We start from the raw sequence: 14,261 nt of genomic DNA, 5'->3' as shown, positions 1-14,261 counted from the left end.
AGGTGTGTTAAAAATTTATCAATTTCAATTCTGATTATAGCACCCCGGGGTGCAAAAGCAAGAGTAAAAAGACTGAAAAAAACATCAGATTTTCAGAAAGGTTTGTGCAAGATTGAAAACCGGACGGGAGATAAGGAACAGAAGGGTCAAGTCTGCCGGGCGCTTCCCCTGTCCGCCCCGGGCACCTGGTGGAGGGCCCGGAACTGGCGGGGGGTCAGGGTGGTGTACTTTTTAAACTGCTTGGAGAAGGAGAAGCTGTCCGGGTAGCCGGTCCGGGCGGCGATCTCCTGGATGGACAGGCTGTCCTGCAGGAGCAGCTCCTTGGCGCTGTTCAGCCGCTTCTGGATGAGGTAGGTGTGGGGCGGCATGTGGAATTCCTGGCGGAAGAGCTTGCGGAAATTCTCGTAGCCAAGGCCCAGGTATTCCGCTGTGCCCCGGCAGCTGTCGTCCGGGATCTGGCCGCTTCCGAGAAGATCCCTGGCCTCGTACAGGAGGGTGCGCACGGAGGGACGCAGGCTCTGCCTCCTGTGCATGTCATAGATGCCGAAGACGAGCTGCTGCGCCTCCAGGAGAAGGTAGGGGAGCTGTTCCTGTGTGGAGTGCTCCAGGTGGTCGTAGAGCAGAAGGCACCGGTCCAGAAGAGACTGGGAGAGACCAGGGGAGAGCACCGGCTGATCCAGGAGGAGGCCCATGTGCCGCAGGGACCGGTAGGTCTCATATCCAAAGCAGACAAAAAACTCCAGCCATTTCCCGTCCTCCTTTGTGATGGTGGAATGTTTGATATAGGGAAGACGCTGAACGAAGCATCCGGGATAGATCCGGGTGCTTTTTCCGTCTTTGTCCAGATAGGTGCCCTCCCCGCTCAGGAGAAGGAGGGCGCCGTAATATTTGAAGACCAGATTTTCGTTCTGGGGCAGGTGGCGGGTGTGGTGGATAAACCCGCAGCTCAGTATGGAGTTGTTGGGATCCAGTCCCAGGGTCCGGTGAACGGATCTGGTGACAAAAAGCTTTTCCGGGATCTGCAGCATGGGAAAGTCCTCCTCTCATCTGTCGAATATCATTTACCAGATATGACATTTTTTCTACCATAACAGACATGTAAATCATACCATCCGGCGGATAAAATGTAAATAACGACAAAAAGGAAAAGGAGCGGCAGACAGAGATGGATTTTGACATGGAAAAATGGATGCGGGACATGGTGAGCCCCGGAGAGAAAAGGCCTCTTCCGGTGCTCTCCTTTCCGGGGATCCAGATCACAGGAAACACAGTGGAGGAGACGGTGAGGAGCGGACGGCTCCAGGCCGAGTGCATGGAGGCCATTGCGGACAGATTTGACATGGCAGCCGTGCTGGGGCTGATGGATCTGTCGGTGGAGGCGGAGGCCTTCGGCAGCCCGGTGCGCTACAGCAGCCAGGAGGTGCCTACGGTGACGGCGGCCATCATCCAGGAGGAAGAGGAGGCGGATGCCCTGCAGGTGCCCCCGGTGGGAGCTGGAAGAACAGGGGAGTGCCTGGCCGGGATCCGGCAGGTGGCCGGACAGGTGAAGGATCGGCCTGTCCTGGCGGGGATGATCGGACCCTACTCCCTGGCGGGGCGGCTTCTGGATATGACGGAGATCATGATCCTGTGCTACGAGGAGCCCGAGATAGTGGAGACCGTGCTGGAGAAGGTGACAGGCTTTCTCTGCGACTACGCCAGGGCCTTTAAGGAGGCGGGAGCCGACGGCATCGTCATGGCCGAGCCGGCGGCGGGACTTCTCTCCCCGGGGCTTTTCCGGGAGTTCTCCGTTCCCTATGTGAAGCGGATCTGCCAGGCGGCCCGGGAGGCGGGTCTTGCCCTCATTTACCACAACTGCGGCATGGTGGAGCCGCTTCTTGGGGACATCGCGGATATACCCGCCGACGGGTACAGCTTCGGTAACGCGGTGGACATGGCAAGAGTGCTGAAGGAGATGCCGGGAGACCGGATCGTTATGGGCAACATCGACCCGGTGGGCGTGCTCAGGAGCGGCACGCCGGAGACGGTGGAAAAAGCTGTGACAGAGCTTATGGAGAGGTGCGGCAGGTATCCCAATTTCCTGCTCTCCAGCGGCTGCGATATCCCCCCGGTGACGCCCCTTGCCAATCTGCAGGCGTTTTTTGACAGCGCGCAGGCGTTTTACGGGAAATAAAGGAGGAGAAGGAAAATGGAACTTTTACAGGAAATGTCGGAGCTTTTGCAGAAGGGGAAGGCAAAGAAGGTGAAGGCCCTGGTACAGCAGGCCCTGGACGAGGGCATAAATCCCAAGGAGATCTTAAACGAGGGCCTTCTGTCGGGCATGATGGTCATTGGCGGAAAATTCAAGAACAACGAGGTGTTCGTGCCGGAGGTGCTGGTGGCAGCCCGGGCCATGAACGCCGGGCTCTCCATCCTGGAGCCCAGGCTTGTGGAGGTGGGCAACGAGCCCGTGGGCCGGGCTGTCATCGGGACAGTCCAGGGGGATCTCCACGATATCGGCAAAAATCTGGTCTGTATGATGTTCAAGGGGGCTGGCTTTGAGGTCTGCGACCTGGGCGTGGACGTGAGCTCAGACGCCTTCATCGACAAGGCGGAGGAGATGCACGCAGATGTCATCGGCATGTCCGCTCTTCTGAGCACCACCATGTGCCAGATGCAGTCCTGCATTGACAGGCTGAAGGAGAGAGGCCTGCGGGACAAATACATTGTCATGATCGGCGGCGCCCCTGTGACAGACGAGTTTGCCAGCCAGATCGGGGCGGACTACTACACGCCGGACGCCGCCTCCGCGGCGGAGACGGCCCGGTCCGCTGTCATGGAAAAGAAGAGCGCGTAATGCGGTACACAGATTTTCATATCCACATCTCAAAGGAGGAGGTCTGCCGCCTGGTGGACGGGGAAAAGAGCGGCCTTCAAAAGATGCTGGAGGAAGAGCTGGAGGAAATGCTGCCGGAGGCCCGAAGAAGGCTGGATCCGGCGGCTTTTCTGGGATTTGGAGACGAGGAGGAAGCCCTCTATGTCATCACTACCGTGGGGGCGGACTTAAGCGACTGGTCCGGGCAGCTTTTCAAGGAGGGAGACTGCGTCCGGGCTATGCTGGCAGATGCCCTGGCGGATGTCTGCCTCTTCCAGATGGACCGGCAGCTCCGGGAGGAGGTGCTTCGTCTCTGCAGGCGGCGGGGAAAGGGCATTGCCAGGCGGCTGGAGGCGCACCAGGACGCCCCCATGGAGCTCCAGAGAAAGGCCTTTCATGTCACCGGAGCCGGCCAGTACGGTATGGAGATCACAGAGGGGCTGATGTACCGCCCGGTGAAAAGCGCCTGCCAGGTGTTCCTGCTAAGCGATGAGAGGGATCAGTTTTTCTGGGAGCACGATTGCAGCGGCTGTTCCAACACCTCCTGCCGGATGCGCCGGGGGCGTCCTGTTGTTCTCACAGTGGAGGCCCGGGAAAAGGGCGGGCAGGAGAGCAGGCAGGTGAAAGGCCATGTGGAGAGAGGAAAGAGCATCCTGGAGACTCTGGGAGAGTGGGGCATCCCTCTGGCCTCCCCCTGCGGCGGCAGAGGGACCTGCGGAAAGTGCCGGATCCGGATCCTGGAGGGGCAGATGCCGGTGACAGAGGCGGACAGGCGGTTCTTCTCGGAGGAGGAGCTGGAGGCGGGGCTGCGCCTTGTCTGCCGCGCCATCCCGGAGGGAGACTGCCGGATCTGCCTGGAGGGGCCCGGCGAGGATGGATTTTTTATACCGGAGAGCCGGATGAGCCGGGATCATGGACGTCGGGGAGCAGAAAGCCCGGAGGAGGAAAAGAGGGCAGTCGGAAAGGCGGTGGCGGTGGACATCGGGACCACCACCCTGGCTATGGAGCTGGTGGATCCTGCGACAGGGCGGATTGAGGGCAGCTACACGGCCCTCAACCCCCAGCGCCGGTACGGGGCCGATGTGATCGCCCGGATCCAGGCGGCGGGGGAGGGGAAGGGATCTCAGATGCAGGCCTGTATCCGGGAGGCCCTTCGGGAAGGCCTTGACGCTCTGACAGAAAAGGGAGAGGCTCGTATCAGGCAGATGGTCATTGGGGCCAACACTACCATGGTCCATCTGCTCATGGGATACCCCTGCAGCTCCCTGGGAGTCTGGCCCTTTGAGCCCTATGACATTTCTTCCGTGGATGGAGACAGCCGGGAGGTGCTGGGCGATGAGACAGGAGAGTTCGCGGTGCACATTTTCCCGGGAGTCTCCGCCTACATCGGGGGCGATATCACAGCCGGACTCTACGCCCTGGGATTCCACGAGACGGAGAGGATCCGGATTCTGGTGGATCTGGGCACCAACGGGGAGATGGCGGTGGGAAACAGGGACCGGATACTGGCCGCCTCCGCTGCGGCGGGCCCTGCCTTTGAGGGGGGAAACATTACCTGCGGTACAGGCAGCATACCGGGAGCCATCTGCGGCGTCAGGTGGAACGGACGGCAGATGGAGCTTCGGACCATCGGCGGGGAGAGTCCTGCCGGCATCTGCGGCACCGGGATCATCGAGACTGCGTACGAGATGAGGCGGGCCGGCGTCCTGGACGAGACAGGACGGCTGGAGGAGCCCTGGGACGAGGAAGGGTTTCCGCTGGACGAGGCGGGCAGGATCCGGATCTTTCAGGAGGACATCCGGGAGCTTCAGCTGGCCAAGGCGGCGGTGCGGGCCGGCCTTGAGACCCTGCTCATAGCGTACGGCATCCGGGCGGAGGATGTGGACGCCTTCTGCATCGCCGGAGGCTTTGGATGCCAGCTTGACATGGAGAAGGCGGCGGGCATTGGCCTTCTGCCGGAGGAGGCTGTGGGAAAAGCCGATCCGGCGGGAAATACATCCCTCGCGGGGGCGCTGCGTTGGCTGAGAGAGGAGAAGGGCGGGGAGACCGCGGACCGGCTCGCAGGGTATGTCCGGGAGGTTCCCCTCTCCGCGAACAAGGATTTTCAGAGATTTTATATGGAATACATGTACTTTGGGGAAGATGAAGAATAAAAGAGAAGAAGGAAAGGTGAGGAAAATGACGCCCAGAGAAAATCTGCTTCATTTGCTGAGAAGAGAAGGCTATGAGACGGTGCCGGTGGAGTTCATGCTCTGCCCCAGCCTGGAGAAGAGCTTCCAGGAGGAGATCGGCGGGCCGGGCTCTGACTACATGGACTATTTTGAGATGCCCTGGCGGCGCGTGGGGGACCTGATCCCGGAGGATACGGATGTGACCCGGTTCTACCCCTACTACGATGAGGTCAAGGACAATATGGAGATTGACGAGTGGGGGGTAGGCCACGAGTCCAGCCCCACCTCCATGCACATGACAAAGATGCTCCACCCGCTGGAGGACGCGGAGGATGTGGAGGAGATCGAGAGCTATCCCATCCCCGTCTACACGGAGGAGAAAAATGCCTGGGTAAAGGACCGGGTCAAAGGCCTGCACGAGAGAGGGCTTGCCTCAGTGGGCAACATGCAGTGTACCATCTGGGAGACCTCCTGGTACATCCGGGGCATGGAAAATCTCATGATGGATATGCTCAGCGATGAGGAGATGGCGGAGGCGGTCTTTGACATGGTGGAGAAAATGTCCACAGATCGCGCCCTGATCTACGCCAAGGCAGGGGTGGACATCCTCTACCTGGGAGATGACATCGGCATGCAGCACAGCATTATGATGAGCGAGGAGATGTACACGCAGTGGATCTGCCCCCGGCTTAAGCGGCTCATCTCAAAGGTGAAGGCGGTGCGGCCGGACATCATCGTCATCTACCACTCCTGCGGCTACATTGAGCCATTTATCCAGGATCTCATTGACGCGGGCATCGATGTGCTCAATCCCATCCAGGCGGAGTGCATGGAGTTTAAGTACATTTACGAGAAGTACGGGGATCAGATCTCCTTCCACGGCACCATCGGCACCCAGACGGTCATGCCCTTTGGGACGCCGGAGGAGGTGAAGGAAAATGTGTGGGGCAACCTGGACATCGCCGGGCCCAAGGGCGGACTGATGGTGGCTCCCACCCATCTGCTGGAGCCGGAGGTGCCCTGGGCCAACATCCTGGCCTACGTGGAGGCCTGCCGGGAGTACCGGAAAAAATAGAAGGGAAAACAAAAAGGACAAGGACCCGTCAGGGCCCCTGGACAGTCTTAAGGCTGCTGCTTTGCAAGGACAGCAGCCCCGGACAATGTAGCTAATCAGGTCCACTGCCACTATCTGATGGGGCTTGCCTGCCTCGGCTACGGGAGAAAGGAGGAGGCCCGCCGGGCCTTCCGGAGGGCCCTGGAGCTGGACAACAGCCACCAGAACTGCCGCATCTACCTGGAGATGGCGGAGAGAGAGTGAAGAAACCGTTGACATCTTCCCTGCTTTGTGATATAAACTCTTTCATAAAGAGTTAGTCAAAGCTTTATGAGTGGTTTTTCAAAACCACATTGGAAAAAACATATCTGGATGAGATATTCCGGCGGCTGCGCAGCGTACCTATTATGTACGCGGCAGCCGCCCTAAAAATGTCCAAAATCACAAAGATGACAATAAGAAAGACAAAAGAGAAAGCGGGGAATATGTATGGAGCAGGAACAGACAGAAATCCGGCCCGGGCAGACGCTTTTTGCCGGGATTGACGTGGGGTCTACCACTACAAAGATCGCGGCTGTGAACCCGGAGGACGGGCAGGTAATCTACTCGGATTACAGGAGACATCACGCCAATCAGGTACAGAGTATCATACACGCACTGGAGAGCTTCCGGGAGAAATTCCGGGGCGTAAAGATCCGCCTGGCCCTGACAGGGTCCGGGGCCAAGCCCATCGCGGAGAAGCTGAAGGTGCCTTTTATACAGGAGGTGGCGGCCAACGCGCTGGCGCTTCGAAAGAAATACCCCTCTGTCCGCACAGCCATTGAGCTGGGAGGGCAGGATGCCAAAATTATCTTCTTTAAAAAGGACGAGAAGACCGGCGACCTGAACGTGGCGGACATGAGGATGAACGGAAGCTGTGCGGGGGGTACCGGCGCCTTTATCGATGAGGTTGCTTCTATATTAAAAGTGCCGGTGGAGAAGCTGAACGATCTCGCGGAGCAGGGGGGATTTACATACGACATTTCCGGGCGGTGCGGGGTCTACGCCAAGACAGACATCCAGCCCCTTCTGAACCAGGGAGTGGCGAAGTCTGACCTGGCCCTCTCCTCCTTCCACGCCATCGCCAAGCAGACCATCGGCGGACTGGCCCAGGGGCTGGAGATCAAAAAGCCGGTGGCCTTTGAGGGCGGCCCGCTGACATTCAACCCGGCCCTCATACAGGTCTTTGCCAAAAGACTGAAGCTGCCCCAGGAGGATGTGATCATCCCCGAGCGGCCGGAGCTGATGGTGGCCTACGGGGCGGCTATCTCCCTGGAGACCATGTTTGAGAACAGGAAAAAGATTTCCGACCCGGAGGAGCTGCTGGCTGTGCTGAAGAGCCCCTCCTTTAAGGAAAAGACAGGTGAGGAGCAGGAGGCAAAGCCCTTCTTTGCCTCTGAGGAGGAGAGGAAGGCCTTTGAGAAGCGGCACGCCAAGGCCTCCCGCCAGTGGAAGCATCCCCGGCCGGGACAGAAGGTGAACGTGTACCTGGGTATCGACTCCGGCAGCACCACCACCAAGTTTGTGCTGATGGATGAAAATGAGGAGATCCTGGACTCCTTCTACGCCCCCAACGAGGGGGAGCCGCTGCTGGTGGCCAAGAAGGCTATGATCGAGATGCGGGACCGCTACAGGAAGGACAATATTGAACTCAACATACTGGCAGTGGGCACCACCGGCTACGGGGAGCAGCTCTTTGCCAAGGCCTTCCAGGCGGAGTATCACACGGTGGAGACTGTGGCCCACGCCCGGGCGGCGGAAAAATATGTCAAGGACGCCACCTTCATCCTGGACATCGGCGGACAGGACATGAAGGCCATCTGGCTGGACGACGGCATCATCACCAACATCCTGGTGAACGAGGCCTGCTCTTCGGGCTGCGGCTCCTTCCTGGAAAATTTTGCCGCCTCCCTGCATATCCCGGCAAAGCAGATCGCGGAGGCCGCCTTTGCCTCCAGGCATCCGGCAAAGCTGGGAAGCCGCTGCACGGTCTTTATGAACAGCAGCATTATCACGGAGCAGAGAAACGGCCGCCTGCCGGAGGACATTATGGCGGGACTGTGCCGTTCCATCATAGAGAATGTATTTACCAAGGTGATCCGCATTTCCAATCTGGACTCTCTGGGAGATAAGATCGTGGTCCAGGGAGGCACCTTTGAGAACGATGCGGTGGTGCGGGCCATGGAGGAGTACACCGGTCGCCAGGTAGTGCGGGCCCCCTATCCGGGGCTGATGGGCGCTGTGGGCGTAGCCCTCATCGCAAAGGAGCGGCATGAGAGGGAGCCCGAAAAGCATACCTTCATCGCTCTGGACAGCCTGGACGACTTTTCCTACACCCAGGAGTCCAACTCACCCTGTCCTTTTTGCACCAACCACTGCCGCAGGACCATTGTCACCTTCTCAAACGGCAATTCCTGGGTGACCAACAACCGGTGCGAGCGGGGCGAGGTGCTTGGAAAGCCGGGGGATGCCCAGGCCAGAAAGCAGCTCAAGGAGAAAACCCAGAGGGTGAACCGGGTGCCCAACATGTACCGAAGGAGGGAGGAGCTTCTCTTCAAGGACTACCCCTACCCGGAGCCGGCGGTGAAGAGAGGTATCACCATCGGACTTCCGAGAGTGCTGTCCAACTGGGAGTTCATGCCCTTCTGGAGCACCTTCTTTAAAGCCCTGGGCTTCCAGGTGCAGCTCTCCGACATGAGCACCCGGAAAATGTACGAGTCCGGTCTCTCAGCCGTCACCTCGGACACAGTGTGCTTCCCTGCAAAGCTGGTACACGGGCATATCCGGAACCTGGCGGCGAAGAAGGTGGACCGGATCTTCATGCCCGCCATCACCACCATTCCCACCGAGAACCGGGAGAAGACGAGCGAGTCCATGTGCGCTGTGGTGAAGGGCTACCCCATTGTGGTGAAGAATTCCGACAACCCGGAAAAGCAGTTCGGCATCCCCTTTGACGAGCCTTTGTTCCACTGGCCCTCAAGGGAGGACAGGGACCGGCAGCTCACCATCTATATGAAGGATCACTACCAGATACCGGAGGAGGAGACGAGGAAGGCCATGGAGGCCGCAGACCAGGCCCAGGAGAGCTTCCGGGCTGAGCTGAAAAGGCAGGGGGCTGCCATTATCGAGAAGGTGAAGGAGAAAGGGAAATTTGCCGTTGTCCTGGCCTCAAGGCCCTACCAGAACGACGCTCTTGTGAACCATGACCTGCCGGAAATGTTCGTCACCATGGGGATCCCTGTGCTGACGGCGGACTCCGTTCCCGGAATCGAAGACGTGGACCTCTCAAAGAGCCGGATCGACATTGTCAACAATTTCCACGCCAGGATGCTCTCCTCCGCTATCCTGACAGCCCGGAGCGACTGCCTGGAGTACGTGCAGGTGGTGAGCTTCGGCTGCGGCCATGACGCCTACCTGTCGGATGAGATCATCCGGCTGATGCACGAGATCTCCGGGAAAATCCCCCTTGTCCTGAAGCTGGACGAGAGCGATATCCAGGGCCCGCTGCGCATCCGTGTCCGCTCCTTCCTGGAGACAGTGGCCATGGGAAGAGAGAAAAAGAAGAAGCTGGAGACAAGGGAGCTGACAGATCCCTACCCGGTGAAATTTGAGAAGAAGGACAAGGCGGACAAGGTGGTGCTGGTGCCCAACACCTCCCACGCCTTCAGCAGGATCATGGCCGCCTCCTTTGCGGGGCAGGGCGTGAAGACTGTGCCCCTGGAGATCGGAAGAGGAGAAGCCATACGGCTTGGAAAGCAGTACGTCCACAATGACATCTGCTTCCCCGCCCAGATCGTCATCGGAGAGGCTCTGGAGGCCCTCAAAAGCGGCAAATATGACCCGGATCACACCACCATCGCCATGGGAAAATATGTGGGAGACTGCCGTCTGACCCACTACAGCGCCCTCCTTCGGAAGGCCCTGGACGACGCGGGATTTCCCCAGGTGCCCATCCTGACCAACGACGATGCGGACTCCCACCACCTGCACCCGGGATTTAAGATGAACCTGGCGTCCTCCCTGAAGATTGCCTTCTCCCTGCCCATGATCGATGTGCTGGAGGAGCTTCTGCGGAAGATCCGCCCCTATGAGAAGGTGAAGGGAAGCGCGGACGAGGCCTTTGAGCGGGCCATGGACGCGGTGGTGGAAGGACTGGAGACAAAGGGCGTGCCGGGAGCGAGAAAGGGCTTTAAGAAGGCCATCGACATCATGAATGAGGTGGAGTACGACCGCAGCGATCCCAGGCCCGGCGTGCTGATCGTGGGCGAGTACCTGCTGAACTTCCATCCCGGCGCCAACCATGACATCGAGGCCTACCTGGAGAAGAACGGCTTTGAGATCATTGAGGCCCGTATGACGGACGTGATCCGCAAGACCTATTTTTACCAGGACAGCCAGAACAGGGAGTACCATCTGAAGCGGCCCCTCATCCAGAAGATCTGGTTCCATGTGGCGAACAAGGCCTTTGACTTTGCCCACGATATGACAGACCGGATCGCGAAGAAGCATCCCCTCTACGAGCCAGCCCTGCGGATGGAGGACATGGTGAAGGACAGCGATCAGGTCATTCACCACACCTTTGATGCCGGAGAGGGCGTGCTGATCTCAGGAGAGATCCTTCATCACGCCAGGAAGGGGTGCAGGGCCTTTGTGATCCTCCAGCCCTTCGGCTGCCTGCCCAACCACGTGGTGGGCCGCGGCATTGCCAAGAAGCTGAAGGAGCTGTACCCGGATGTGCAGATCCTGCCGCTGGACTACGACCCGGATGTCAGCTTTGCCAACATTGAGAACCGCCTCCAGATGCTGGTCATGAATGTGAACCAGAACAAAGAAGAGGCTTCGTAAAAATCATAAAAAACACAAAAACATAAAAGGTTTTTCACAATTCCATCACAGAACCGGCCTATAATCAGTCTTGTAAAAAGAAAAAAGACCATTTACAGGAGAGGAAAAGAGGCAGGATAATATGATGGATGACAAATATACAGAAGGATATACAGGAGAAAACAAAGAGACTCAGGAGACCAAAGAGACCGGCGGGCAGACAGAACAGCAGCAGAATATACTGGAAAGCGCCGGACAGCAGGCAGGTCAGGAGGCAGGCGCTCCCGGTCAGATGAACTATACAGAGACGGAGAGCGCTTCCGGCGCCCCGGCAGGCCATAAAATGAAAAAGGCCAGGGCCAGAAAGCCAAAGAAAGCGCCTGTAGGTCCTATGAGCATGAAAAAGAGATGGGCCATCCTGGTGGCCATGGCTCTTGTGTTCGGAACGGTGGCAGGAGGAACCGCCTTTGGAGTCAATGTGGCGGCTGGAAGCCTTTATGACCGGCACAACGCACAAAAGAGCCTGACAAACACACAGACTGTGTCCAACTCCGGAAGCACCGAGGACAAGGGCACTGTGGCAGAAGTGGCCCAGAACGCCATGCCCTCCCTTGTGACCATCTCCACCATGTCTGTAGAGGAGATGAGAAGCTTCTTCGGCGGCACCCAGGAGTATGAGGTGGAGGGAGCCGGCACCGGCGTCATTGTGGGAAAGAATGACACGGAGCTCCTCATTGCCACCAACAACCACGTTGTGGAAGGCGCGGACAGCCTGTCCGTAGGATTTGTGGATGAGTCGGCAGTGGAGGGACAGATCAAGGGAACAGACGCGGACAATGACCTGGCCGTGGTAGCTGTGAAGCTGTCCGATATCTCCAGCGACACCATGAACCAGATCAAGATAGCCACCATCGGTGACTCCGATGACCTTGTTCTCGGGGAGCAGGTTGTGGCAATCGGAAATGCCCTTGGCTACGGCCAGTCCGTGACAAGCGGATACGTGAGCGCTCTGAACCGTGACCTTCAGCTCACGGACAACAGCGGCAACACCATCAACTCCACAGGTTTGATCCAGACAGACGCCCCCATCAACTCCGGTAACAGCGGCGGCGCTCTGCTGAACATGAACGGTGAGCTCATCGGCATCAACGAGGCAAAGAGTTCCACCACTCAGTCCGGCACCACAGTGGACGGCATCGGATTTGCCATCCCCATCAACAAGGCAGAGGAGAGCCTGCAAAGTCTGATGAACCAGACGACCAGGGAGAAGGTGGACGAGAGCCAGGCGTCCTACATGGGCATCCAGGGGGCGGACGTCTCCCAGGAGGCAGCTCAGATGTACGGCATGCCCACAGGTGTGGCTGTCTCTGAGGTGGTCAAGGACGGGCCTGCTGACAAAGCGGGTATCCTTGCCGGCGACGTCATCACAGGATTTGACGGCCGCTCCATCAGCAGCATGTCACAGCTTAAGGATACGCTTCAGTACTACGCTTCCGGTGAGACTGTGGATGTGACAGTCCAGAGATCCGATCAGGGACAGTACAAGGAGCAGACCGTGAGCGTTACTCTCGGCTCCGCAAGCGAGGCGCAGCAGAACCAGCAGAGTCAGCAGAACTAAGGTGCAAGGCTTTTGCCGGCGCAGAGCTGAGCTTAAAACCGGATGCCAGATATGCTATGTCGATAATAAAAAAGAGAAATAGAAAAGGGAAAACCACAGAAGCGGTCTGCCCTCGACAATGAACCAACTTAATACTTTATGGCATCAGCCGTCACTATTGCAGTAGTGGCGGCTGTTTTTTGATTTCCAAGATTTTCACGGAAAAATATAGGGCTTCCCATTAATGAGGCATGCCCGGCAAGCAGACCTTGTCAGAAGTAAAATCATGGTATACTATAGGTGATAGAGAGCCTATCAGGCAGATCGAGCCTCGTGTTATCAGGCAATTTTTGAGAAGGAGGTTTAGCAGGATGAGAAAATGTATCCGTTGTGGAAGCGAGATGAAGGAAGACTGTGCGATCAAGGTGGAGGGAGCCGGATATGGAATAGTCCTGTCCTCAGACGAGAAGAAGCTTTTTGGCGGTAGAATGGGGAAACCCAAGGTTGCCATCTGCCCGGAATGTGGAGAAGTCTCCATCTATATGGAGGATGTGGAGAAGCTGAAGGACTGAGCGGCAGTACATTGGAATTTCTCTCTATCCGCATCAGGCACTTACAAGGAGGACAGGATGGAACAGGACAGAAAAAAGAAGGATAAGAATACAGATGACTATCTGGCAGTAGGAATAAGTCTGGGCGTAGCCTTTGGGCTTATATGGGATAACCTGGCGCTGGGCCTTGGCCTGGGAGTTGCCTTTGGCCTGCTGGCCGGACGATTTAAAAAGAAGTGAAGTATGAGGATTTCTTCTAGCTTTTATCGAAAGGAATAGTATTTGTATGAGTAAGCTGAAAGCAAAAGAATACAAGAGATTCGAAGACATAAAGCATATCAGAGATGATGGCAGTGAATTTTGGTCGGCCAGAGAACTTGCGCCGGCGTTAGAATACAATAAATGGGAAAATTTCCAAAAAGTAATTAAGCGTGCTATGATTGCCTGTGAAAACAGCGGTCATGTTATCGAGGGCGATTTTCCTGAGGTCAGGAAAATCGTTAGTGCGGGAGCGACCAATAAGCCGATTAAGGATTATGAGCTTACTCGATATGCCTGCTACCTGATTGTACAGAATGGTGATCCGCGTAAGGCGGTTATTGCTCTTGGTCAGACATATTTTGCTATTCAGACATATCGCCAGGAAGTTGCAGATCATTTTAATGAGTTGGATGAAGACAGAAGGCGTTTGGTCGTGCGTGGTGATATTAAGCAATGGAATCAACTTCTTGCAGAGACAGCCCATGATGCAGGAGTTATTACGAATGAAGAATTTGCAATATTCCAAAATGCCGGGTATATGGGATTGTATGGAGGCATGGATGTTGATGACATTCATAAGAAAAAGAATCTGGCGGTTGGTCAGAAAATTCTTGATTACATGGGAAGTACGGAACTTATCGCAAATTTGTTTAGAATATCGCAGACAGAGGAAAAACTGCGCAAAGATGAAATAAAAGGAGCAAAAGAAGCGACGTCTACCCACTATAAAGTTGGAAAAGAGGTTCGTGGCGCTATCGAGAAAATAGGTGGTACGATGCCTGAAGATTTGCCGACGCCAGAAAAAAGTATTCAGCAAGTTGAAAAGGAACAGCTCGCCCGATTGCAAGCAAAGGCAAAAGCAGGCAAACTGATGCTTGATGAATAAAATTATACTGGTACTCTGCCTTTC

Annotated in this window: 11 protein-coding genes; 10 read left to right on the top strand and 1 reads right to left on the bottom strand. The window is 56.8% G+C overall.

Annotation, left to right across the window (positions count from 1 at the left end; translation table 11 throughout):
- Positions 1 to 146: 146 nt before the first annotated feature.
- The gene (locus H7U36_RS03620; protein ID WP_138302883.1) at positions 147 to 1,028 is read right to left on the bottom strand and encodes a helix-turn-helix transcriptional regulator; all 882 of its coding nucleotides are present in this window, start codon (positions 1,026 to 1,028) and stop codon (positions 147 to 149) included.
- Positions 1,029 to 1,177: 149 nt separating this feature from the next.
- Here H7U36_RS03620 and H7U36_RS03615 point away from each other — a divergent pair, with 149 nt between their 5' ends.
- The 10 genes from H7U36_RS03615 (at position 1,178) to dinD (ending at position 14,237) form a co-directional block, all read left to right on the top strand.
- On the top strand, positions 1,178 to 2,173 hold the full coding sequence (locus H7U36_RS03615) for a uroporphyrinogen decarboxylase family protein (protein WP_243426679.1): 996 nt from the start codon (positions 1,178 to 1,180) through the stop codon (positions 2,171 to 2,173).
- 15 nt (positions 2,174 to 2,188) lie between these two features.
- On the top strand, positions 2,189 to 2,836 hold the full coding sequence (locus H7U36_RS03610) for a cobalamin B12-binding domain-containing protein (protein WP_033126302.1): 648 nt from the start codon (positions 2,189 to 2,191) through the stop codon (positions 2,834 to 2,836).
- Positions 2,836 to 5,007 carry an ASKHA domain-containing protein gene (locus H7U36_RS03605; protein ID WP_205155725.1) on the top strand — a complete coding sequence of 724 codons (2,172 nt, stop codon included), beginning with the start codon at positions 2,836 to 2,838 and terminating at the stop codon, positions 5,005 to 5,007. The genes H7U36_RS03610 and H7U36_RS03605 overlap by 1 nt, the downstream gene beginning before the upstream one ends.
- A 52-nt stretch (positions 5,008 to 5,059) precedes the next feature.
- Positions 5,060 to 6,100 carry a uroporphyrinogen decarboxylase family protein gene (locus H7U36_RS03600; RefSeq protein WP_243426678.1) on the top strand — a complete coding sequence of 347 codons (1,041 nt, stop codon included), beginning with the start codon at positions 5,060 to 5,062 and terminating at the stop codon, positions 6,098 to 6,100.
- 117 nt (positions 6,101 to 6,217) lie between these two features.
- Complete coding sequence (locus H7U36_RS15300) at positions 6,218 to 6,343, top strand: hypothetical protein (protein WP_081958057.1); 126 nt, start codon at positions 6,218 to 6,220, stop codon at positions 6,341 to 6,343.
- Between the two features lie 225 nt (positions 6,344 to 6,568).
- Positions 6,569 to 10,963 (top strand): acyl-CoA dehydratase activase, encoded by a 4,395-nt coding sequence (locus H7U36_RS03590; RefSeq protein ID WP_205155724.1) that lies wholly within the window; start codon positions 6,569 to 6,571, stop codon positions 10,961 to 10,963.
- A gap of 121 nt (positions 10,964 to 11,084) precedes the next feature.
- Positions 11,085 to 12,560, top strand: a complete 1,476-nt coding sequence (locus H7U36_RS03585) for a S1C family serine protease (RefSeq protein WP_052084075.1) — start codon at positions 11,085 to 11,087, stop codon at positions 12,558 to 12,560.
- Between the two features lie 350 nt (positions 12,561 to 12,910).
- Positions 12,911 to 13,111, top strand: coding sequence for a hypothetical protein (locus H7U36_RS03580; RefSeq protein ID WP_033126303.1), 201 nt, complete (start codon positions 12,911 to 12,913; stop codon positions 13,109 to 13,111).
- 57 nt (positions 13,112 to 13,168) lie between these two features.
- Positions 13,169 to 13,330, top strand: coding sequence for a glycine zipper domain-containing protein (locus tag H7U36_RS03575; protein ID WP_171031494.1), 162 nt, complete (start codon positions 13,169 to 13,171; stop codon positions 13,328 to 13,330).
- Between the two features lie 46 nt (positions 13,331 to 13,376).
- Positions 13,377 to 14,237 (top strand): DNA damage-inducible protein D, encoded by an 861-nt coding sequence (gene dinD, locus H7U36_RS03570; protein WP_033126304.1) that lies wholly within the window; start codon positions 13,377 to 13,379, stop codon positions 14,235 to 14,237.
- The last annotated feature ends 24 nt before the right edge of the window (positions 14,238 to 14,261 follow it).

Origin of the sequence: Faecalicatena fissicatena (assembly GCF_016900595.1) — a bacterium.
Classification (GTDB): Bacteria; Bacillota; Clostridia; order Lachnospirales; family Lachnospiraceae; genus Claveliimonas; species Claveliimonas intestinigallinarum.
This window is presented reverse-complemented; position numbering and strand designations above follow the sequence as displayed.